The organism is Aliihoeflea sp. 2WW (assembly GCF_000497755.1).
Classification (GTDB): domain Bacteria; phylum Pseudomonadota; class Alphaproteobacteria; order Rhizobiales; family Rhizobiaceae; genus Aliihoeflea.
The window spans coordinates 1-21,561 of sequence record NZ_AYOD01000014.1 but is presented as its reverse complement, the minus strand read 5'-3'; the positions used below and the strand labels follow the sequence as shown (position 1 = coordinate 21,561).

The window sequence follows — 21,561 nt, the reverse complement described above, 5'->3', positions numbered from 1 at the left end:
AACGGCGGTGTGATTGGCCGCAGCGGAAGGAGTGACCGATTTTTTCAACCGGCTGGAATCACAGGAAGGACGGAGCGAAATGACATGATGCGCAAAGCGAGCGGCACCAAGACATGATCAAGCTTGCCCTTGCAGTCGTGTGGATCACCGCCGCAGCCTGCGTCCTTTTCATCGTCTCGCTTCCGATCAACCTGCAGACGCATCTCATCGCCGGAACGATCGTCGTCATCCTGATGATGGTCTTCAAGCTGTTCCGCTCGGACGGGACATGGCGCCTGGTCGCGCTCGCCTTCGGAACCGCGATCGTGCTGCGCTATGTCTACTGGCGCACGACGAGCACGCTTCCGCCGGTCACCCAGCTCGAGAACTTCATTCCCGGCCTGCTGCTCTACCTTGCCGAGATGTACAGCGTCTTCATGCTGTTTCTCAGCCTGTTCATCGTCGCCCGGCCGCTTCGCCCGCGGCCTGCCCCGAGCGTCGAAGAGCAGGTCCTGCCGACCGTCGACGTCTTCATCCCGACCTATAATGAGGACCCGGTCCTCCTCGCCGACACGATCGCGGCGGCCAAGGCGATGGACTATCCCGCCGACCGCTTCACCGTCTGGCTGCTGGATGATGGCGGCACGGAGCAGAAGCGCAATTCCGACAGCGTCGTCGACGCGCAAATGGCCCAGCGTCGCCACATCGAGCTGCAGCAGCTTTGCGAGGAACTGGGCGCGCGCTACCTGACGCGAGCCCGCAACGAGCACGCCAAGGCGGGCAATCTCAACAACGGGCTCGAACATTCGACGGGCGAACTGATTGCCGTCTTCGACGCCGACCACGCGCCGACCCGGCCGTTCCTGCGCGAGACGGTCGGCTATTTTCGCGAGGACAAGCGTCTGTTCCTCGTCCAGACGCCGCACTTCTTCCTCAACCCGGACCCGCTCGAACGAAATCTCAGGACGTTCGAGAAGATGCCGTCCGAAAACGAGATGTTCTACGGCATCATCCAGCGCGGCCTCGACAAGTGGAACGCGGCCTTCTTCTGCGGCTCGGCGGCGGTGCTTCGGCGCGAGGCGCTTGCCGAATCGAAGGGTTTTTCGGGCATTTCGATCACCGAGGATTGCGAGACGGCGATCGAGCTGCATTCGCGCGGCTGGAACAGCGTCTATGTCGACAAGCCGCTGATCGCGGGCCTGCAGCCGGCGACATTCGCCAGCTTCATCGGCCAGCGCTCGCGCTGGGCGCAGGGGATGATGCAGATCCTGCGCTTCCGCTTCCCGCTTCTCAAGCGCGGGCTCTCCCTGCCGCAGCGTCTTTGCTACATGTCGTCGACGCTGTTCTGGCTGTTCCCCTTCCCGCGGACGATCTTCCTCTTCGCGCCGCTCTTCTACCTGTTCTTCGACCTTCAGATATTCACGGCGTCCGGCGGCGAGTTCCTCGCCTATACGCTCAGCTACATGCTCGTGAATTTGATGATGCAGAACTACCTCTACGGCTCTTTCCGATGGCCGTGGATTTCGGAACTCTACGAGTACATCCAGACCGTCCATCTTCTCCCGGCCGTGATTTCCGTGGCGCTCAATCCGCGCAAGCCGACCTTCAAGGTCACGGCCAAGGACGAAACCATCACCACGAGCCGGCTGTCGGAATTGTCGAGGCCGTTCTTCCTGATCTTCGCCGTCCTTCTGATCGGCGTTGCCGTCACTGCCTGGCGCATCTATGCCGAGCCCTACAAGGCCGACGTCACGCTCGTCGTCGGCGGCTGGAACCTGCTCAACCTCATCATGGCGGGCGCTGCCCTCGGTGTCGTCGCGGAGCGGCGGGAGCGCGCGGCGACACGGCGCGTGAAGATCAACCGGCGCTGCGAATTCGGCGTCGGCGAGATTTGGTATCCCGCCACGATCGAGGATGTGTCGGTCAATGGCGCGCGCGTGCGGGTCGCCAATCAGGGCGCGCTCGCCGGCATCGACAGCGGCCAGGCCGCGATCCGTTTCACGCCGCATTGGGCGAGCGAGCCACAGACGCTACCGCTCCTGATCCGCAACAAGGACAGGGTCGGCGATGCGTTGGCCATCGGCTGTTCGTTCGTGCGTTCGCAGACGATCCATCACCGCATGGTCGTCGACCTGATCTTCGCCGATGCCGGGCAGTGGTCGAGTTTCCAGAGCTTGCGCCGACGCAACCCCGGCGTCTTCCTGGGCACGATCTGGTTCCTGCGCGTCGCCCTGTTCCAGACCTATCGCGGCCTCTACTACTTCGTGCGCAACAGGTCGGATCGCACCGACGCCGCGCGCGCCGCATCGGGAGCCCGGGCATGAAGCGCGAACTGGCCGCAGCCCTCATGCTTCTCGCGCCGGGCGCCGCCCTCGCACAGGGCACGCCCTTCGACATGTCGCCCGAGCGGCCGGCGGCCGAGGAGCAGGTGCCGGCGATCGAGCCGCCGCAACCGCTTCCCGCTCCGCAGCCCGAGCCGGCGCCGATCCCGGAACCCGCCGACGAGTCTGCGCCCGAGGCCGAAACCGGCGACGATCCGGCGCCAGAGGCGGAAACGGTCGACGACTCGGCGGATTCCTCGGTGCGTCATTTGCTGCCGCAGGCAAGGATGCGCCTGAACGGCGAAAGCGACAGCCGCGCCTGGGCGGTCTATCTGACCGGAGATCAGGCGCAGTCGGCCGCGCGGCTCGATCTGGCCTATAGCAACGCGATCGTGGTGGCGCCCGAAACCTCGCGGCTGTTCGTGTCGGTCAACGGCATCTCGATCCTCGACCAGAGCATCCAGTCGGCAGAGACCCTCAGCCACCTGTCGCTGGACGTCGCGCCCGGCGTGCTCCAGCCGGGGCGAAACGAGATCAGCGTTCGCGCCGTCCACCGCCACCGCACCGATTGTAGCATCGCCTCCACCTATGAATTGTGGACCGAACTCGACGGCGCCGGAACGACGCTGACCTTTACGGGCGATGCGGCGGTCGGGCCGGAGAGCATCGAAGAGTTGCGCGCGCTCGGCGCGAACATCGACGGAGAGGCGCAGATCGCGATCGTCGCGCCCGGCCTGTCGCGAAGCGACATCGGCGCGGACCTGCTCCGGCTCGCCCAGGCGGTGACGTTGTCGACCAGCCTTGCCAATTCCCGTTTCTCGATCGCGGCGAGCATGGACGAGGCGTCGCAGGATGCCGCGCTGGTGGTCGTCGTCGGAACGGCCGATGAGGTTGCGGCGCTGGCCGGGGTCGATCCTGGCGAAATCGACGGCGCGAGCGCGTCCCTGCATGCGCCCGCCGGCGGCGTTCCGACGCTGCTCGTCACCGGCCGGTCGCGCCAGGAATGGCTCGCCGCGATCGACGGGATCGCCCAGCAGGTCGACCGGCCCGCCAACTCGCCGCGCGAATTTCTGGTGACGGAGGCGGTGCGCACGCCGAATGCGTCGATGCTCTACGAGGCCCGCAGCGTCACATTCGCCGAGTTCGGCATTGCCTCGGAGCAATTTGCCGGCCGCCGCTACGCGCGTTCGTTCCAGTTCGCGATCCCGTCGGATTTCTATGCCGGGTCGTACGGCCAGGCGCGCATCCTGCTCGACGCGGCCTATACGAGCGCGGTGCTGCCCGGCGGCCTCATTAACGTCTATGTCAACGGCAACATCGCGACGTCCGTGCCGATGACGGCCCGCCGAGGCGCGGTGCTGCGCCAGTTCCCGATCAAGGTGACGATGGAGCACTTCCGGCCGGGCGTGAACACGGTGCTCCTCGAAGTGGATCTCTTGACGCAAGCTGATCAGGTCTGCGCGCCCGGCGCCACGACGGACGACACGCCGCGTTTCGCCCTGTTCGACACGTCCCGTTTCGTCTTGCCGCAATTCGCCCGGGTCGGGCAGTTTCCAAACCTGGCGGCAGTGGCCGGAACCGGCTTTCCCTATAATCGCGCCGAGCGGCCCGTACCCGTTCTCATCGGGCGCGGTTCGACCGCAGGGCTGTCGGCCGCGGCCAACTTTCTCGCGAATGTCGCACAGGTGGGCGGGCGCATCGTCCCGGTTCAACTGGTGATGTCGCCGGAGGCCGCGCGCGAACAGAACGCGCTCTTCTTCGGCACGCCGGCCAGCGTCCCCGCAAGCGTCCTGACGCAGGTGGGCATCGATGCGCAGGCGGCTTCGAGCTGGGCGCCGATCCGCGCCACCGGATCGGTCGCGGCGTCGGCCGGGACCGCCGGCGCCAACCCGGTGACCATGGAAGACTGGCGCACCCGCATGGACACGGGCCGGGTCAGCCAGGCGGTCGACGCGACGCGGAACTGGCTCTCGGAAACCTTCGACCTGACCGCGGACATGCTGCGCTTTGCGCCGCGCGAAGACCCGCCCTACATACCCGCGCAGACCGACTCGCTCGTCGTTGCGCAGGGGCTCAACCCGGCGGGCACGGGCACATGGACCGTGGTCGCTGCCGCCGACGACGTCGGGCTGGAAGCGGGCGGACGCACGCTTGCTTCGGCCGCAAACTGGTCGCAGATCGCCGGTCATCTCGCCGCCTTCCCCGCAGAGGCCGGGCCCCCGCTCGTTCTCGACGCGGGGTCCGTCGCGTTCGTCGCATCGCAGGAGCCGTCTCTTGGCAACTACCGGCTGATCGTCGCAAACTGGTTGTCGTCGAACATCCTGTCCTACGCGCTGGGCCTGGTGGTCATCTGCATCGTTCTGGGCGTTTCGACGTCGAGATTGCTGGCGCGTCTTGGGAGACGCAATTGAAACGCATCGCCTTTGCGGCGCTCATGCTGGTGCTTGCCGCCGGAGCCGCCATGTCGCAGGAAACCGCCCCGATCACCGAAGCCGAATGGGAGCTCTACAGCGACCGGTTCGTGACCGAGGAGGGGCGGGTGCTGGATGATGCCAATGACGACATCAGTCATAGCGAGGGCCAGGGCTACGGCATGCTCCTCGCCCGGATCGCCGGCGCGCGCGACGATTTCGAGCGCATCTGGTCGTTCACCCGCCGCGAACTCCTGCTGCGCGACGACGGCCTCGCCGCGTGGAAATGGGAGGCCGACCAGACCCCGCACGTCACCGACGTCAACAATGCCAGCGACGGCGACATTCTCATCGCCTACGCGCTCGCGACCGCCGGCCAGACATGGGGCGACGAGCGGCTGACGGCATCCGCGGCGACGCTTGCCGAGGCGATCGGGCGTCACCTCGTTTATGAGCATGAGGGCCGTGTGATGCTGCGGCCGGGAGTCGCCGGTTTTTCCGGCGAGGAGCGGGAGGACGGGCCGGTGGTCAACCCGTCCTACTGGGTGTTCGAGGCGTTCGCGTCCTTCGAGGCCCTTGCCCCCGAAACGGACTGGCAGGCGCTTGCGCAGGGCGGGTTGGAACTCGTCTCGTCCGCCCGGTTTTCCGACCGGCAACTGCCGCCCGACTGGCTTTCGATCGGATCTGTGTTCGCACCGGCACAGGGCTTCGAAGCCGAATTCGGCTACAATGCCCTGCGAATCCCCCTCTACCTGATGCGCGCCGGCATGGGCGGCGCCGGACTGATCGACGAGATGCGGCGCGGAATGGTCGACGAAGATGCGAATCTGACGCTGGTGGATCTCGCCACCGGCACGACCAAGACGGCTCTGAGCGATGCCGGCTACCGCATCATACCCGCCATGGCCGCCTGCGTGGTCGATGACGCGCCAATCGAGCCTGAACTCCTGACATTCGCGCCGACCGTCTATTATCCGTCGACGCTGCATCTTCTGGCACTCGCGCATCTGCGCCAGCAACATGCGGAGTGTCTCCCATGACGTCGCGCCTCGCTCTTCTTGCCTCGGCCATCTGTCTCGCAACCGCCGCGCCGGCGGGTGCGCAGTTCTGGAACATCAACGGCGACGCAGGCTCCGTGCAGACCACAGGCGCGGTCGCCTCGCCGCCATTTTCGGCCGGCGAGGCGTCGTCACTGCCCGAAGCGCCGCTGGTCGCCCAGGCGCCGGTGCCTGCACCGCCGCCCGACCAGCCAATGCCGACCGTCGACGAATCGGCGCTTCGCTATTTCGCGCGCCAGGGCGACACGCGACGGCTGGAGATCGAGATCGCGCGCCTGCGCGCGCTTTATCCGTCCTGGACACCGCCGGCCGATCCGCTCGCGGTTCCGCTGAGCGTCGACGAGCGTCTCGAGGCCGTCTGGCTGCTTTATTCGCAAGGGCGCCTCGCCGAAGCACGCCAGGCGATCGCCGAGCGTCAGATGTCCGAGCCGCAATGGCAGCCGCCGTCCGACCTTTTGGACCGCCTCGCGGTTTCCGAGGCGCGCGAACGGCTGGTGAACGCCTCCAATCTCGACCAGTACCAGACGGTCGTGCGTGTCGGGTCCGAGAATCCGAGCCTGTTGACCTGTTCGGAGGTCGACGTCCTCTGGCGCGTGGCCGAAGCCTTCGCCATGACCGAGCGCCAGCCCCGCGCGCGCGACGCCTATCGCTATGTCCTGACCACCTGCGACGATCCGCAGGAGCGCCTGGCGACGATGCAGAATGCGGCGCAGCTTCTTTCGGCCGATCTGCGCGACGAACTCCTGACGCTGGAGCGTTTCGGCGACGATGGGGCCGGCGAGTTCGCGCCGGTGCGGGACGATCTCGCGCGCGACGCGCTGGCCGCCGCTGGGGAAGACGCCTCAGTGACCGCCAGCGCCGAAGACATCGCCCGTGTCGAGCGGCTGGCCGGCGAGGGACCGAGCGCAAGCGATGCGCGGCTGCTCGGCTGGTACTATCTCGGTCGCGACGACGCCGAAGCGGCGGAACGATGGTTCCGCATGGCCTTCGAGGCCGAAGCCGAGGGCGATGCGGCCGAAGGGCTCGCGCTCGCGCTGATCGAACGGGATGCGTTCGCGGAAGCCGAGGACGTCGCCTTTCCCTATCGCGACGAGAACGACGACCGGCGGCAGGTCTATCTCGCCGCAGCGGCCAACCTTCTCGCCGTCGAGCCGCGCGTTGCGCTCGCGCCTGACATTCTGGCCCGTATCGTCGGGGAGGTGGTCGAAGCCCGCAACGCACCGGCCGCCCAGCAGCTTGGCTGGTACGCGCGCGCCTACGGCCAGCACGAGACCGCCGGCCAGTGGTTTTCCACTGCCCTCGGATTCGATCCCGATGACGAAGCGTCCGCCTACGGCCTCGCCTTGACGCGGCTGCAACTCGGCGACACGGCCGGCCTCGCGGAAGTAAAGCGGCAATGGGCCGGACGGTCGGACAGAATCGCGACGGTCGGAACGCCGCAGGCCGAGCCCGCAGCGCCGGCGCCTCAACCGCCCGCTCCGGGCGGGGCGCAGAACGTGCAACCCGCACAGCCGCTCGCCTATGCGGCCGCGCCCGCACAGCCGGCCGCGCCCACGATCATCGTCGAAGCAGAACCCAGAGCCGCAGCGCCGGCGCGAACGCGCCCGAGCTCGGGATGCAGCGCCTCGACCGACCCGCGCGGCATGGCGCCGCGCGCCGCGCTCACCCTCGGGTGGTGCCTGATGGAGATCGACCGCCCGCTCGAAGCCGCCCGCGCCTTCGACGTCGCATTGCGCGCAGACGGCGCCACGGCGCGCGATGCGGCCTATGGCCAGAGCCTTGCCTATCTGCGCGCCGGGCTGGTCGACGAGGCCGCCGTGGCCGCGACCGCGGCGCCGATGAACTCCGAGCGGAGCGCCGAACTGCAGGCCAGCATTCTCGCCGAACGCGCGCTCGGCGCCTTCGAGCGCCGCCGCTACGCCGAGGCGCTGATGGCGCTCGACCAGCGCGCGCAGATCGCCGCGGAACGCAACGATTTGATGGTCCTGCGCGGCTACGCCTATCTCAACCTCTACCGAACCGACGATGCGAGACGCGTCTTCCAGTCGGTCGCGGGAACGGGCAGCCGCGAGGGACTGCGGGGGCTGGCCGCCGTCGACGACCAGATGAATTCGCAGCGATGAACCATGGCTCCATCGTCAAGCAGGACGCCCCTTGAGCGGGACCGTCCTGCGGCACGTCCACGATAAAAATCTGAATGGGGGAGATATCGCCATGAACAACCCGCTCGACCTGACCGGCAAGGTGGCGGTCGTCACCGGTTCGACCCGCGGCATCGGACGCGCCATCGTCGAACTCTTCGCCGAACTGGGTGCCTCGGTCGTCGTGTCGAGCCGCAAGGCGGAGGTTTGCGACGCGGTGGTGGCCGGCATCACGGCCAAGGGCGGGCAGGCGATCGCGGTCCCTTGCAACATCACGCGACGCGACGAGGTGGAGGCGCTCGTCTCGACGACCCGCGACAGGCTCGGCCCGATCGACATTCTCGTCTGCAACGCGGCCGTCAATCCGGTCTACGGGCCGCTGTCGCAGATGACCGACGAGGCCTTCGACAAGATTTTCGACGCCAACGTGAAGAGCAATCTGTGGCTGGCAAACCTGACGATCCCGGAAATGGCGGAGCGGGGCGGCGGCGCGGTGGTGATCGTGTCGTCCATTGCCGGCATCCGGGGAACCGACCGGATCGGCGGCTACGGCATCTCGAAAGCGGCCGACTTCGCACTGGCGCGCAATCTCGCCGTCGAATGGGGGCCGCGCAACGTGCGCGTCAATTGCGTCGCGCCGGGCCTGGTGAAGACCGATTTCGCGCGCGCCCTGTGGGAAGACGAGCAACTGCTCTCCGAGCGCAACCGGACGACCCCGCTGCGCCGCATCGGCCATCCCGGCGAAATCGCCTCGATCGTCGCCTTCCTGGCATCGGGCGCATCGAGTTTCATCACCGGCCAGACCATCGTCGCCGATGGCGGCGTGACCATTGCCTGAGATCATTGCCGCAGCGATGACAATATTGGTGGTTTCGATGGTGGCGAAATCGCAATCGAGGGAATGAAAAGCATTGCAAGCAACGTCCGGCGGGCGTGCCGCGATATTGGCCGAAAGTGCTGAAATTCATGCGAATATCGCGCATTGTTCGGAAGGAATTCGACGGATCACTGGAACGTCGTTCAAATTGATCTGGTTGGATTGAGCCGCGTTGGACAAAAGCTGGACGGGATGCAATGGTCCGGATGGGAGGAGTAAGGCGCAGACCGGGCAATTCCGCGGATGAATTTTCATGCCGCCAAAGGTGTCGAGCCGCCACCGGCAGCCTTCTGCCCGACGATTGCCATCCACATTGAGAGCTGCGTGCGACCGGGGAGGTTCGGTTCGCTCACGCGGAATCCGACGATTTGGAAGACCACAGAGGAGGAGCATTCATGATCGGAACTTCATTGCGTTCCCGCACCGCGGTCGCGGCCGGCATTCTTTGCGCTGTCGCCGCTACGGGCCAGGCATCGGCGCAGGATATCGAACTGCCCGGCCAGCTTGCCTGGACCGCCTATGATGTCGGTTCTGGCGGCTACAATCAGGCGGTCGCCATCGGCGGCGCGCTGAAGAACGAACTGGGCATCGACCTGCGCGTGCTGCCCGGACGCAACGACGTTTCGCGTCAGGTTCCCCTGCGCCAGGGCCGCGTCCAGTTCTCCGCCACGGGCGTCGGCGCATCCTATCTCGCGCAGGAAGGTGTTTTCGAGTTCGGCGGCGCGGATTGGGGCCCGCAGGCGGTTCGCCTGCTTCTGGCGGCCAATGGCGACGGCAATCTCGGCATCGGCGTCGCGGCGGATGCGGGCATCGAGACCATCGCGGACCTGGCCGGCAAACGGGTCGCCTATGTCGTCGGCGCACCCTCGCTGAACGAGAACATCACGGCGATCCTGGCCTTTGCGAACCTGACGTGGGACGACGTGGAGCGCGTCGAGTTCTCGGGCTTCGGCGCGGCCTGGGAGGCCATCATCAACGACCAGGCGGACGCGGCATTCGCGGCATCGACATCTGGTCAGGCCTATCAGCTCGAAGCCTCGCCGCGCGGCCTGTTCTGGCCGCCTTTGCCGCATGACGACACGGAGGGCTGGCAGCGCCTTCAGGAGCGGGCACCGTTCTTCATTCCCAATGACGGTACCGAAGGCGCCGCGATGGGAGCGGACAACGTCAACGAGGCGGCGACCTATCCCTACCCGGTGCTGACGACCTATGCCGAGCAGGACACAAGTCTCGTCTACAACATGACGAAGGCCATGGTCGAACTCTATCCGACCTATCAGGACAGCGCGCCGGGGATCAACGGCTGGGCGCTGGACAATCAGGTATTCGCCTGGGCGGTGCCCTATCACGAAGGGGCGGTGGAATATTTCCGCGAGGCGGGCGTCTGGACCGAAGAGCATGACGCGCACAACGATGCCCTGATCGAGCGACAGGGCGTTCTGGCCGCGGCTTGGGAGGAGATGCAGGGCGAAGAGGTCGCGGAGGCGGACTTCGAGGCGCGCTGGATGGAAATTCGTGCCCGGAAGCTGGAAGAAGCCGGGCTGAGCGTGGTCTTCGAATAGCCGAACGGCCAAGGAAGTGGAGGCCCGCGCCGGGCCTTCATTTGTCTGCTTCCAGCACGGGAACCCTGCGATGACCGGTCAGCATGTGACGGGAGGCGCCAAGAGCGCGTCTCCCGCGGAACCAGCGGTCCTGCAGGACCATGCCAAGGATGAAATCGCCCAGGAGCTGCGCTATCGCCTCCTGCCGAATTCGATACGCTGGGTTCTGGCACTCGCGACGCTTGCGGCGATCGCGCTGGCCGTCAATCAGCTCTTCAACCTTCGGCTGCTGCCGACCACAATTCTAGATCCGCAATATCTGTACGTCCTGTCCGGCATCTTCCTGGCCATGACGTTCATCGCGTTCCCGGCATTCGCGGGTGCGCCGAGCCACCGGATTCCCTGGTACGATTTCGTCCTCGCCGCAGCCAGTGCGGGCGTGTCGGGCTATTTCGCCTACACGGCCCAGACCAGCCTTCTTCAAGGCTGGGAATACGGTGCACCGCCGCTCGCGACCTATCTGAGCTTCGTCATGTGGGCGCTCATTCTCGAGGGCGCCCGCCGCACCGGCGGTCTCATCATCTTCGTGCTGGTGCTGCTGTTCTCGCTCTATCCGGTCGTCGCCGACAAGATGCCGGGCCCGATCTCGGGATTTCCGTCTCCGCTCAACGAGACGATCGCATTCCATATCATTTCCGCCGAAAGCTCGTTCGGCATTCCGATGCGGGCCTTCGGGCAACTCGTCATCGGCTTCATCGTCTTCGGGGCCGCGCTTCAGTTCACCGGTGGTGGCAGGTTCTTCAACAATCTGGCGCTCGCGCTCGTGGGCCGGTTCCGCGGCGGCGCGGCGAAGGTCGCGATCTTTGCCTCGGGTTTCATGGGGTCGATGTCGGGAAGCGTCATCTCCAACGTCCTGACGACAGGCGTGGTCACGATACCTGCCATGAAACGCGCCGGGTTTTCCGCGCGCTATGCCGCCGGCACCGAAGCCTGCGCCTCGACGGGCGGGACATTGATGCCGCCCGTCATGGGCACGACCGCCTTCATCATGGCGTCGTTCCTCGGCCGGCCCTATGTCGAGATCGCCATTGCCGCCATCATTCCGTCGGTTCTCTTCTATTTCGCGCTGTTCGTCCAGCTTGACGCCTATGCCGCCAAGCGCAACCTCAAGGGCATGCCCGAAAGCGAACTGCCGACGTTCCGGCAGACATTCGCGGAGGGCTGGCAGTACATCGCGGTGTTCGCGGTCCTGATCTTCGTGATGATCGGCCTGCGGCAGGAAACGCTGGCGCCGTTCTATGCGACGGCGCTGCTCCTGATCATCAACCAGATCTGGCCGTCGACCCGTCTGTCCATCGGCGGCTTCGCCGATCTGCTCGTCTCGATCGGGCGCTCGCTCGCGGAACTCGTGGCGCTGCTTCTGGCCGTCGGCATGATCGTCGGGGCGTTTTCGGCAACCGGCCTCGCCGGCACGCTGGTCAACGATCTCGTCTTCCTCGCCGGAGACGGGACGCTGACCTTGCTGATCATGGGCGCCGCGACGGCGTTCATCTTCGGCATGGGCATGACGGTCACCGCCTGCTACATCTTCCTCGCCATCGTCCTGGCGCCGGCACTGGTGCAGTCGGGCCTCGACCCGCTGGCCGTGCATCTCTTCATTCTCTACTGGGGCATGGTGTCCTTCATCACGCCGCCGGTCGCGCTCGGCGCCTTCGCGGCGGCGACGATCGCCGGCGTCAGCCCGATGAAGGCGGCGGCGTCGGCCTGTGTTCTGGGCAGCGTGATCTACGTCGTTCCCTTCTTCTTCGTCCTCAATCCCGCGCTCATCGGGCAAGGCACGCCGGTCGAAGTCGGCGCGGTCTTCGTCACCGCCCTCGTCGGCGTCATCTTCATCGGCTCTGCCGTTCAGGGATACATCGCGGGCCTGGGTGCGATACAGGACGGAGCGCCGGGCTACGCGATGCGGATCATGCTCGCAATCGGCGGACTTGCGCTGGCCGCACCGGGCGTTCAGAGCCTCGGGCTGTCGAACCTCGAAACCGCCGCGATCGCACTGTTGATCGCTGCGCCGACGCTCGTGGTGACGTTCCTCCGGAACAGACGCGCCGTCCCTGCATGAGGGAGTCGATGGGTCGTCGGAGCGTGCTGCCGATGGGGTTCAATGCTGCGGGTCGAGCGCGGGGCTCGACGTCATGGATTTCTTCAGTTCCTGAATGAGACTGCCGGCGAAACTGGAAATGGAGCTGTCGCGCCGCGTGGCGAAATAGGTCTGAAAGCTCGTTTCCTCCTCGATCGGGATCACGGCAAGGCGCCCACTGCCGATATCGGCGACCGAGAACGTGTCGATGACGGCGACGCCCGCATTGCGTTCGACGAGCGACATCACGGTCGTGCCGAAGCGCGCGCGGATCGGGATGTTGTATTCGAAGCCGTGCCGCTCGAAGAGCGAGACCATGATGCGGCCGTAAGGGTCGTTCGGATCGATGCCGATGAGCGGGTAGCGGGCGATCTGGGCAACGGAAATGCTGGGCATCCGCGCAGCCTCGTGGTCGGGTGCGGTGATGAAGACGAGCTTGCCGGTCGCCAGCGGCTCGAAGACGAGCGAGGGGTGGTCGAGGCGGTAGCTCATCAGCGCGACCTCGCCGCGCGCGAGCATCAGATAGTCGACGGCTTCCTCGATCTTGATGATGTCGATGTTGAGCCGCAGGTCGGGATAGCGCTTTTGCATCGCGACCACCGCACGCGGCACCATGACGTTGGCGATCGAGGGCACCGATCCGAACTGCAGCCCGACATCCTTGCCCCGGGCGAGCCGGTCGATCGCAAGCTGGAGGTCGTCGATCTTGCGATGCACGTCGTTGATCTGCTCGAACACGGCGCGCGCTTCCTCCGCTGGCACGTAGCGGCCGCCCCGGCGGACGAAGAGCCTGATGCCGAGGGAGGTTTCCAGATGCTTCATCAGGCGGCTGATGCCCGGTTGCGAAACATTGAGATGGCGTGCAGCCCCGGCGATGGAGCCCGAAACCATGATCGCGCGAACCACTTCGACCTGTCGCAACGTCAGCATCTCGATCCAACCTTAACCTGATGTTATGTCATTCGACGATCTTGGTAATTGTGTTTGCACGCACGCTGCTTGTAAATGGCGGAACGCATGCGGCCGGCGGGAGGGCAAGTCCGCGCCTGCGTTGAATGCCGGGTTGCCGCATGGTGTCTCGTTGCCATTTGGGAGGAATGAAATGATCCGTAGCATCGTAATGGCTGCCGGCCTGGCGGCCTCGGTCGGCGTGGCCGCCGCGCAGGACTATCCGGAGCGCGAGCTTCTGGGTGTCATCATGTGGGGCGCGGGCGGGGCGACCGACGTCGTCGCGCGCGCCGTGACGCCGGCCGCCGAAGAAGCGCTCGGCCAGAAGATCGTCATGCTCAACAAGGCCGGCGCGGCCGGCGCGATCTCGACCACCTATGTCGCCTCGGCCCCATCCGACGGCTACACGATCCTCTTCGGCGCGGAGAACCCGCAGCTTCATGGAGTGATGGGGCTCGGCGAGATCGACTACAACCAGTTCTATCCGGTCAACATCCTGGGCCGCGGCGTCGGCGTCATCGTCACGAGCCCGGATTCGCCGTGGGAAAGCTTTGCCGATGTCGTCGCCGATGCGCAGAGCCGGCCGGGCGAGATCAAGATGGGCTCGACCGGGCCTGGCGGCATTCCCTACGTCATCGGCGCGATGCTCTCGACAGTCGCGGATTACGAGGTGACGGCCGTTCCGTTCGACGGCGAAGGCCCCGGCCTGACCGCGCTTCAGGGCGGTCATGTCGACTTCATGCCCGTCGGCGCCTCCGCCGCGGCCGAATTGATCAAGGCCGGCACGGTCAAGCCGCTGGCGGTCTTCAATGCCGAGGAGATCGACGCGCTGCCGGGCGTGCCGCCGATCACCGAAGACTATCCCGAGCTTTCCTCGCTGCTCCCCTGGGGCCCGTTCTACGGCGTCTTCGTCAAGGCGGACACGCCGGACGACGTCAAGGCCAAGCTCACGGAAGCGTTCAAGACCGCAGCCGACACCGACGCCTTCAAGACGCTCATGGCCGACCGCACAAACATCACGATGAACATATCGGGTGAAGAGGCGGACGCGTTTCTGAAGCAGTGGCAGTCGGCCACTGTCTGGACGCTGGCCGATGCCGGCGCAGTCGAGCGCTCGCCCGAGGAACTGAACATCCCGCGTCCCTGACCCGGACGCAACGGCCTGTCTGCCCCTTGGCGGCGGACGGGCCACCCGTGCGTGCGACGAGCGCGGACGGTGCAATGAAATCCCAGCAAGATCAGAGCGCCAGATGAACCTTGCGAGCGCTCGAAAAGCGGATGGCTGCCGCGGGAGGACCCCATGAACGAGCCTGACCAGACCGGCAGCACCGCCTATCAGCGCGCGCCCGAGGGCGTAGCGCCCGGCAGTGCGATCTTCAATGTCCTCCTGGCAATCGCCAGCCTCGTCCTTGCCTATCAGGCGTGGTCGATCGCCGGCTTCAAGTCGCTGTCCTCGGCCGGCGTCTTCCCGATGCTGGCGACGGGGACGATGGTGTTGACCGCGATCGTCATCATCGCGAAATCGGCCCGGCGAGAGGGCTGCGGCGATGGCCGGCAGTTCTTCGGCGACGTGGTCTCGTTTCGCATCGTGGCGTTCGCGGCCCTGATCATCGGCTACATGCTCGCCCTTCAGCCGCTCGGCTTCATCGTCGCTTCCTACCTCTTCCTGTCGGCTGCCATGATCCTGCTCTACCGCAAGCGGTTCTTGCTGACGCTCGTGATCAGCGCCGTCTCGGTCGCCGTGATCTACGGTCTGTTCCGCTACGTCTTCGTCGTCGTTCTGCCGAGGGGAGCATTCTTCTGATGGAGAATTTCGGCTACTTCTTCATGGGATGGCTCGACCCGAGCCTGCTCGTCTGGACGGCGATCGGCACGTTCGCCGGCATCTATATCGGCGCCATACCCGGCCTGTCGGTGACGATGGCCGCATCGATCCTGATCTCCTTCACCTTCACATGGGACGTGAACGACGCGCTGGCCCTGATCGCGGGCGTCTATATGGGCGGCGTCTATGGCGGTTCGCGCACCGCCATCCTGCTCAACATTCCCGGCGCGCCGAGCGCCGTCGCGACCGCACTCGACGGCTATCCGCTCGCCCAGCGCGGCGAGGCGGGGCCGGCCATCGGCCTTTCGACGGTCATGTCGGTCATCGGGGGCTTCGTCGGCATCATCGCGCTCGCGGTGGCCGCGCCGGTGATCTCGAAATTCGCCTTGATGTTCGCGCCGCGCGACTATCTGCTGATCGCCATCATCGGCATTCTGCTTGTCGGCAGCCTGGCCGCGAGTTCGCTCGCCAAGGGCATCTTCGCCGCTTCGCTGGGCATCGTCATCGGCCTCGTCGGCATGGACCCGATGACGGCGCAGGCGCGCTTCACCTTCGGCGAATTCAGCCTGATGGGCGGCATCTCCTATGTCGCCGCGATGATCGGTTTCTTCGGCGTTGCCGAAGTCCTCTACCAGTTGCGGACCTTCGACCTGCCGGCAATCAAGCAGAAGGTCGGAAGCGTCATTCCAAAATGGTCGCTGATCCGCAAATACCTTCCGCTCTCGCTGCAGTCGTCCGCGATCGGCGTGACCATCGGCGCGCTGCCCGGAACGGGCGGAGACATCGCCTCGCTGCTCGCCTACGACCAGGCGAAACGGACGGTCAAGAACCCCTCGCGCCCGTTCGGCGAAGGCGCCTATGAAGGGCTTGTGGCGCCCGAATCGGCCAACAATGCCGCGGTCGGCGGCGCCTATGTGCCCATGCTGACGCTCGGCATCCCCGGTGACGCGGTGACGGCGATCATCATCGGCGCGCTCTATATCCACGGTCTGAAGCCCGGCCCGCTGCTGATGGTCGAGACGCCACATCTCTTCTGGTTCATCGTCGGCAATCTCGTGCTGGCCAACATCTTCCTGCTGATCTTCGGCCTCAGCGGCATCAAGCTCTTCTCGAAGATCGTGGAACTGCCCAAGGGCATCATCCTGCCCCTCATCGTCGTCCTGTCTGTCGTCGGCACGTTCGCCGTGCAGAACAGCGTGACCGATGTCTACTGGATGCTGGCCTTCGGCATTCTCGGCTACTTCCTGAAAGTGTATGGTTTCCCCGTCGCGCCGGTCATCCTGGGCATCATCCTGGGGCCGCTGATGGACGTTTCCTACAGGCGCGCGATGATCTCCGCGCGCGACGATGTGATGATCTTCGCCGGCGAGTTCTTCACCAGTCCGCTGTCGCTGATCCTGACCCTCTCGCTGATCGCGATCATCGTCGGCCAGACCCCGCTATGGGCACGCCTGCGTGGACGCAAGGCAGCCGAGGCGCCGTCGTGAGGTTCCGGTATCGAACGCGGTCGACGCGGATGCAGTCGGGATAGCGCGCATTTGTCATGACGATGTCAGCGGTTCGTTCCCGCTCGGCGCAACCAGTCTTCAGGCGCGCGCAGTAGCCTGGCGCATTCGCCGTTGCCGCCCCCAAGGTTCGCAACGCGTATCCCCGCCGAGATATTGATCGGCATCGCGTGCGATCTGGTCGATCCTGCGCCGATTGACCCATTTGGACCAACGTTGAATCGGGATCAGGACGCGCTCGCCATAACCATCCACGCACACACATTCAGGCATGCCGTTGCGCGCCTCGGTATAGACGATGTTGTTGGCATGGATATCGTTCAGGACGATATGCAGTTCGCGGCAGCGCTCGAACATGGTCTCGAGCGCCTGCCGGTGCTTGTTGGCAAGCGTGCCGGACGCTTGCAGCCTTCCGATCGTCGGTGCAAGACCGCCATCTGTTCCGACGATCTTCTCAACGAGAAGACCGGCCCCCTCGTCGGTCTGGACGATGCCGTGAATATGAGCGATCGGAAGTGAAAACGCCGACTCGCAACGGTGTTTGCGAAACTGGATCAGGAATTCGCGCAGTTCGCGCGCAAACCCGTGATAGCAGCCCTCCAGACGTACCTTTTTGATGGCGCTCTTGCCGGCGAGAAATCCGTTCTCGTCGACCTTGTCGGGGCGAACGGTCTTGAGGACACTGCCGGGATAAATGGGCAGGTCGTAGATATTCCGCGCATTGCCGCGACAAACCGGAACAGCATCGCGCAATTCGAGTACTTGCCTGCCCATCCGCAGCAATATCCATATTAGCAACAGCTAAATACTCATCCAGTGCATGCTTGGTACGCGGCTGGATGAACGTCATGGTTAGCTCGTTCAATGTTCGACTTAACGGACATTGAACGAAGCTTCGCAACGTTTATTCCAGACCGATGGACAGATTGTCGCAATTCTGTTGCAAAGACGTCGCATCCGCGCGTCAGCGCACCCGATGCAGGACCGGGATCGCCATCATGATGACGGCTGCCGCGGCGAGGATGCCGACATGGGCCTTGCCGGTCCGCGCGCCGTCATCGTTCATGTGTTCGTCCGGAACGAAGGTCTCGGCCGGTTTGCCGAGCGTGTCGGCCATGGTCGCGCCGCGAATGCCCATCGGCAGGTCCGCGCCGGTCGTCGTGTCGAGCGCGGTTTGGTGTTCCATCTCGGCGTTGATCTCGGCGCCGACGATGACGATCATGGCGGAAATCCACGTCCACATCATGAAGCCGATGACCGCGCCGAGCGAGCCGTAGGTCGCGTTGTAGTCGGCGAAATTCTGCAGGTAGTAGGAAAAGCCGAACGAGGTCACGATCCACACGACCGAGGCGAAGCACGCGCCCCAGGACAGCCAGCGCCACTTGGCCTGTTCGCGGCTCGGGCCGAACCGGTAGAGCAGCGAGATGCCGGTGACGATGATGACCAGCATGACGGGCCAGCGCAGGGCCGCGATCAGCATCGGTCCGAAATCGTCGAGGCGCAAAAGGGCGAGGATCGCGGGCACCACGCCGACGGTGAAGATGAAGGCGATGGCGAGGAACATCGCGCCGAGCGTGAAGCAGAACGAGATCAGGTTCAGCCTCACGAAGGAGCGCTTCTCGTTCTCCTGATTGGCGACGTTCATCGCCTCGAACATCGACTTGATGCCGTTATTGGCGCTCCACAGGGCGATGAGGAAGCCGAGGACGAAGCCGAAGCTCAGCGCCTCGGGCCGCTGTTCGGCGAGCGCCTCGAGCTGGGCATAGATGAGGTCGAGCGACGCGGACGGGAGCAAGCCGCCCAGAAACGAGATGTGGTCGCCGACGGTCACCGGATCGGCGACGAAGCCGTAGATCGAGACGAAGGCGGCAAGCGCGGGAAACAGCGCCAGCAGCAGGTAGAAGGTGACGCCTGCGGCGATCAGCATGACGCGGTGTTCGTTGATATTGGCCCAGACCCGCCAGGCGATGTCCTTCCAGCCCCTTGCGGGGATTGCCGAAGGACGGTCCGCGTTCCGTCCGCGCCCCGTCGTCCTGCCCGTCTCGTCCATTCCTGTCGCCCCTTTTCGTCTATGGGCGAAACCTTGAAGACGCCGATAGGTTGCATGGCGCAAGCGCGCGAGAAGCGCTGGTCCAGCCGCTTGGTAGAGGCGCGCCGGGGCGCGAAAGGGTCTATCAGAAGGTGCAGCCGACCCGGACCCGCCCATGACCGAAGCCAAAACCGCGCATCCCGACGACCGCTACGCGGCGTTTCGCCATTCCTCCTATCTGCGCTTCTGGGTGGCGCGGTTCTTCATGACCTTCGCGACGCAGATCGTGTCGGTCGCGGTCGGCTGGCAGGTCTACGATCTGACGCGCGATCCGTTCGATCTCGGCCTCGTCGGCCTCGTCCAGTTCGCGCCGGCCTTGCTGCTCGTGCTGGTGACGGGCGCGGTCGCCGACCGGTTCGGCCGCCGGCTCGTCATGGGGCTGGCCTCCCTGCTTGAAATGGGCTGCGCGGCGGCGCTGCTCTGGCTTTCCGTTCGCGGGCTCGGCTCGGCCGCGCCGGTCTTCGCGGTCCTGCTCGTCTTCGGCGTCGCGCGCGCCTTCTTCGGACCGGCGTCCGCCTCGCTCGTCGCCAATCTCGTGCCGGCGAAGGATTTCGCCAACGCCGTGGCGTGGAACTCGTCGGCCTGGCAGACGGCGACCATCGTCGGGCCGGTCGCCGGCGGCCTCCTCTACGGCCTTGCCAGCGAGGCGGCCTACGGCACCGCGGCGGCGATGATGGGCATCGCCTCGCTTTTGATCTTCTCGATCCCCAAGCCGAAGCAGCACACCGAGACCGAGCGTCCGTCGCTGGAGACGATCTTCGCCGGCTTCCGCTACATCCGGTCGGAAAAGGTGGTGCTCGGCGCGATCTCGCTCGATCTCTTCGCCGTGCTTCTGGGCGGTGCGGTCGCGCTGCTGCCGGTCTATGCGCGCGACATTCTCGAACTCGGCCCCTGGGGCCTCGGGCTCCTGCGCGCCGCGCCCGGCATCGGCGCCATCGGCGTCGCCATCTGGCTCGCCGGCCATCCGATCCGCGACCATGCCGGCATCATCATGTTCGTCTTCGTCGGCCTGTTCGGCGTCTTCACCGCGATCTTCGGCCTTTCCACCATTCCGTGGCTGTCGATCGTCGCGCTGGCGCTTCTGGGCGCGGCCGACATGATCTCCGTCTACATCCGCGAGACGCTGATCCAACTCTGGACGCCCGACCGGGTGCGCGGGCGGGTCAATGCGGTGAACATGGTGTTCGTCGGCGCATCGAACGAGCTCGGCGAGTTTCGCGCCGGGACGATGGCCGCCATGATCGGGACGGTGCCGGCAGTGGTGCTGGGCGGCATCGGCGCGGTCGGCGTTGCGGGCCTGTGGGCCTGGCTATTTCCCGAACTCAGAAAGGCGCGACGTCTCGACGGACGCATGTGACGCCTCGAACGCCTGGCGGTCGAAGATGAGCTTCAGGAAACCGTCGAGCCAGGCCTTGAGCTTCAGGTCCCAGAGCATGCGGCCATGCAGATGGTCGCGGCCCTGCTGCGCGCCGGGCAGGACGAAGCGGTGCGCGCCCTTGACCACCCATTTGTGCATCATGACGCGCGTCAGTTCGGCATGGAACTGGATGCCCCAGGCATTGTGGCCATAGCGGAACGCCTGGTTGCGATAGGATTCGGCAGTCGCCAGCAGCTTTGCGCCCGCGGGCAGCGAAAAGCCTTCGCGGTGGAACTGGTAGACCATGGACGGCCAGTCGAGCGGCAGGGCGCGCGCCTCGTCGGTTGCCTCGATCGGATACCAGCCGATCTCGACATGACCGTCGTCGCGCCCGCCGACCTTGCCGCCGAGATGATTGACCAGCATCTGCGCACCGAGGCAGATGCCGAGAAACGGCTTTTCCTCACGCAGCGGCACCGAGATCCAGTCGGTCTCGCGCTTGACGAATTCTTCCGGGTCGTTGGCGCTCATCGGCCCGCCGAAGATCACGACGCCTTCATGGTCGGCGAGCGTGGCGGGCAAAGCGTCGCCCAGAGGCGGGCGGCGAATGTCGAGATGGTAGCCGTCGGCGGCGAGCAACTGCCCGACGCGGCCGGGGCTCGAATGCTCCTGATGCAGGACGATCAGGATCTGCTTCCCCTTGTGGGATGCGTCTTTCGAGATCGGTCCGTGCAGCATTCTTCTATCCGTTGTCTTCGTTCCTGAATTGCAGGCGTTCGGCGACGCGCTGGCGCAGGGCCACGCGTTCCGGCCCGTCGATGCCGACGAGTTCGCAAACGCGCCAGACGAGATTGTCTTCCAGTTCGTGGCGCTCGCCATCGGCGTAGACCATTTCCCACAGGAGCGAGATCAGTTCCTGACGTGCCGGCAAGTCCAGATGCCGATTGATGACGCTGGTGAAGGCATAGAGATCGACCGCGTCCCGCTCGGCAGTCTCGCCCGCGACGAGGATGCGGTCGAGTTCGTCGCCGGAAAGCCGGTAGGCCTCCGCGATGGTCCGCCGCAGCGCCTCGGCTTCATCCGCGCCACGCACGCCGTCCGCATCGACGATATGGTACATCAGCGCCGCGACCGCCACCCTCGGATCGTCGGAGCGGTCGGAGTCGGATCGGCCCGCGGGAACGTCACGGAAAAGCGAAAGAAGGCGGTCGAGCATGAGGCGGCGTCAGGTCCCTTGCGGCACGACCAGCGAATCGCGCCCGATTGCCTTCATTTAACGCAAGGACGGCGAAAAGGCCAAGATGCGGGCAATCGTTTGGGTGTGGGGGGTGGAGGAGATTGGTTTTTTCTGAAGTGACCCCCACCCTTTATC

General features: G+C 65.4%; 16 protein-coding genes. 11 read left to right on the top strand and 5 right to left on the bottom strand.

Going from position 1 to position 21,561, the window contains the following annotated elements; all coding sequences use genetic code 11:
* Positions 1 to 113 precede the first annotated feature (113 nt).
* The 7 genes from bcsA (at position 114) to ALII_RS0108450 (ending at position 12,447) form a co-directional block, all read left to right on the top strand.
* Positions 114 to 2,303: a UDP-forming cellulose synthase catalytic subunit gene (gene bcsA, locus ALII_RS0108480; protein ID WP_024586891.1), complete on the top strand. Its 2,190-nt coding sequence runs from the start codon at positions 114 to 116 to the stop codon at positions 2,301 to 2,303.
* Positions 2,300 to 4,711, top strand: a complete 2,412-nt coding sequence (locus ALII_RS0108475) for a cellulose biosynthesis cyclic di-GMP-binding regulatory protein BcsB (RefSeq protein ID WP_024586890.1) — start codon at positions 2,300 to 2,302, stop codon at positions 4,709 to 4,711. The genes bcsA and ALII_RS0108475 overlap by 4 nt, the downstream gene beginning before the upstream one ends.
* On the top strand, positions 4,708 to 5,751 hold the full coding sequence (locus tag ALII_RS0108470) for a glycosyl hydrolase family 8 (protein ID WP_024586889.1): 1,044 nt from the start codon (positions 4,708 to 4,710) through the stop codon (positions 5,749 to 5,751). Before ALII_RS0108475 ends, ALII_RS0108470 begins: the two co-directional genes overlap by 4 nt.
* Positions 5,748 to 7,892 carry a hypothetical protein gene (locus ALII_RS0108465; protein WP_024586888.1) on the top strand — a complete coding sequence of 715 codons (2,145 nt, stop codon included), beginning with the start codon at positions 5,748 to 5,750 and terminating at the stop codon, positions 7,890 to 7,892. The genes ALII_RS0108470 and ALII_RS0108465 overlap by 4 nt, the downstream gene beginning before the upstream one ends.
* Before the next feature lie 91 nt (positions 7,893 to 7,983).
* Positions 7,984 to 8,748, top strand: a complete 765-nt coding sequence (locus ALII_RS0108460) for an SDR family oxidoreductase (protein ID WP_024586887.1) — start codon at positions 7,984 to 7,986, stop codon at positions 8,746 to 8,748.
* Between the two features lie 434 nt (positions 8,749 to 9,182).
* A complete protein-coding gene (locus tag ALII_RS0108455) occupies positions 9,183 to 10,349 on the top strand; it encodes a TAXI family TRAP transporter solute-binding subunit (protein WP_029660345.1) in 1,167 nt (388 codons plus the stop codon).
* A 70-nt stretch (positions 10,350 to 10,419) separates the two neighbouring features.
* A complete protein-coding gene (locus tag ALII_RS0108450; protein ID WP_081718938.1) occupies positions 10,420 to 12,447 on the top strand; it encodes a TRAP transporter fused permease subunit in 2,028 nt (675 codons plus the stop codon).
* Positions 12,448 to 12,486: 39 nt separating this feature from the next.
* Here ALII_RS0108450 and ALII_RS0108445 read toward each other — a convergent pair whose 3' ends face one another.
* Positions 12,487 to 13,395, bottom strand: coding sequence for a LysR family transcriptional regulator (locus ALII_RS0108445; protein WP_024586884.1), 909 nt, complete (start codon positions 13,393 to 13,395; stop codon positions 12,487 to 12,489).
* 172 nt (positions 13,396 to 13,567) lie between these two features.
* Between ALII_RS0108445 and ALII_RS0108440 the strand changes: the two genes are divergently transcribed.
* From ALII_RS0108440 to ALII_RS0108430, 3 genes are all read left to right on the top strand, one after another.
* Entirely contained in the window at positions 13,568 to 14,560 is a 993-nt protein-coding gene (locus ALII_RS0108440; RefSeq protein WP_024586883.1) for a tripartite tricarboxylate transporter substrate binding protein, read from the top strand.
* Positions 14,561 to 14,713: 153 nt separating this feature from the next.
* Positions 14,714 to 15,217: a tripartite tricarboxylate transporter TctB family protein gene (locus tag ALII_RS21900; RefSeq protein WP_024586882.1), complete on the top strand. Its 504-nt coding sequence runs from the start codon at positions 14,714 to 14,716 to the stop codon at positions 15,215 to 15,217.
* A complete protein-coding gene (locus tag ALII_RS0108430) occupies positions 15,217 to 16,725 on the top strand; it encodes a tripartite tricarboxylate transporter permease (protein WP_081718937.1) in 1,509 nt (502 codons plus the stop codon). Before ALII_RS21900 ends, ALII_RS0108430 begins: the two co-directional genes overlap by 1 nt.
* A 99-nt stretch (positions 16,726 to 16,824) precedes the next feature.
* Here the strand turns inward: ALII_RS0108430 and ALII_RS0108425 are convergent, their stop codons facing one another.
* Together ALII_RS0108425 and ALII_RS0108420 are read right to left on the bottom strand one after the other, a co-directional pair.
* Positions 16,825 to 17,517: a YrbL family protein gene (locus tag ALII_RS0108425; RefSeq protein ID WP_024586880.1), complete on the bottom strand. Its 693-nt coding sequence runs from the start codon at positions 17,515 to 17,517 to the stop codon at positions 16,825 to 16,827.
* A 190-nt stretch (positions 17,518 to 17,707) separates the two neighbouring features.
* Positions 17,708 to 18,793 (bottom strand): YihY/virulence factor BrkB family protein, encoded by a 1,086-nt coding sequence (locus tag ALII_RS0108420; protein WP_024586879.1) that lies wholly within the window; start codon positions 18,791 to 18,793, stop codon positions 17,708 to 17,710.
* A gap of 154 nt (positions 18,794 to 18,947) precedes the next feature.
* Here ALII_RS0108420 and ALII_RS0108415 point away from each other — a divergent pair, with 154 nt between their 5' ends.
* The gene (locus ALII_RS0108415; RefSeq protein WP_024586878.1) at positions 18,948 to 20,189 is read left to right on the top strand and encodes an MFS transporter; all 1,242 of its coding nucleotides are present in this window, start codon (positions 18,948 to 18,950) and stop codon (positions 20,187 to 20,189) included.
* On the opposite strand, the gene ALII_RS0108410 is transcribed toward ALII_RS0108415, so the two are convergent.
* Together ALII_RS0108410 and ALII_RS0108405 are read right to left on the bottom strand one after the other, a co-directional pair.
* The gene (locus ALII_RS0108410; protein ID WP_051375813.1) at positions 20,142 to 20,927 is read right to left on the bottom strand and encodes a glutamine amidotransferase; all 786 of its coding nucleotides are present in this window, start codon (positions 20,925 to 20,927) and stop codon (positions 20,142 to 20,144) included. The two genes, ALII_RS0108415 and ALII_RS0108410, sit on opposite strands and share 48 nt — an antisense overlap.
* A gap of 4 nt (positions 20,928 to 20,931) precedes the next feature.
* Entirely contained in the window at positions 20,932 to 21,405 is a 474-nt protein-coding gene (locus ALII_RS0108405; protein WP_024586876.1) for a TerB family tellurite resistance protein, read from the bottom strand.
* Positions 21,406 to 21,561 lie beyond the last annotated feature (156 nt).

What these genes read in the sequence shown, in the direction of transcription:
- bcsA (WP_024586891.1), top strand. Translation starts at nt 114, where the DNA reads ATGATCAAGCTTGCCCTTGCAGTCGTGTGGATCACCGCCGCAGCCTGC.
- ALII_RS0108475 (WP_024586890.1), top strand. Translation starts at nt 2,300, where the DNA reads ATGAAGCGCGAACTGGCCGCAGCCCTCATGCTTCTCGCGCCGGGCGCC.
- ALII_RS0108465 (WP_024586888.1), top strand. Translation starts at nt 5,748, where the DNA reads ATGACGTCGCGCCTCGCTCTTCTTGCCTCGGCCATCTGTCTCGCAACC.
- ALII_RS0108460 (WP_024586887.1), top strand. Translation starts at nt 7,984, where the DNA reads ATGAACAACCCGCTCGACCTGACCGGCAAGGTGGCGGTCGTCACCGGT.
- ALII_RS0108455 (WP_029660345.1), top strand. Translation starts at nt 9,183, where the DNA reads ATGATCGGAACTTCATTGCGTTCCCGCACCGCGGTCGCGGCCGGCATT.
- ALII_RS0108450 (WP_081718938.1), top strand. Translation starts at nt 10,420, where the DNA reads ATGACCGGTCAGCATGTGACGGGAGGCGCCAAGAGCGCGTCTCCCGCG.
- ALII_RS0108445 (WP_024586884.1), bottom strand. Translation starts at nt 13,395, where the DNA reads ATGCTGACGTTGCGACAGGTCGAAGTGGTTCGCGCGATCATGGTTTCG.
- ALII_RS0108440 (WP_024586883.1), top strand. Translation starts at nt 13,568, where the DNA reads ATGATCCGTAGCATCGTAATGGCTGCCGGCCTGGCGGCCTCGGTCGGC.
- ALII_RS21900 (WP_024586882.1), top strand. Translation starts at nt 14,714, where the DNA reads ATGAACGAGCCTGACCAGACCGGCAGCACCGCCTATCAGCGCGCGCCC.
- ALII_RS0108430 (WP_081718937.1), top strand. Translation starts at nt 15,217, where the DNA reads ATGGAGAATTTCGGCTACTTCTTCATGGGATGGCTCGACCCGAGCCTG.
- ALII_RS0108425 (WP_024586880.1), bottom strand. Translation starts at nt 17,517, where the DNA reads ATGGGCAGGCAAGTACTCGAATTGCGCGATGCTGTTCCGGTTTGTCGC.
- ALII_RS0108420 (WP_024586879.1), bottom strand. Translation starts at nt 18,793, where the DNA reads ATGGACGAGACGGGCAGGACGACGGGGCGCGGACGGAACGCGGACCGT.
- ALII_RS0108415 (WP_024586878.1), top strand. Translation starts at nt 18,948, where the DNA reads ATGACCGAAGCCAAAACCGCGCATCCCGACGACCGCTACGCGGCGTTT.
- ALII_RS0108410 (WP_051375813.1), bottom strand. Translation starts at nt 20,927, where the DNA reads ATGCTGCACGGACCGATCTCGAAAGACGCATCCCACAAGGGGAAGCAG.
- ALII_RS0108405 (WP_024586876.1), bottom strand. Translation starts at nt 21,405, where the DNA reads ATGCTCGACCGCCTTCTTTCGCTTTTCCGTGACGTTCCCGCGGGCCGA.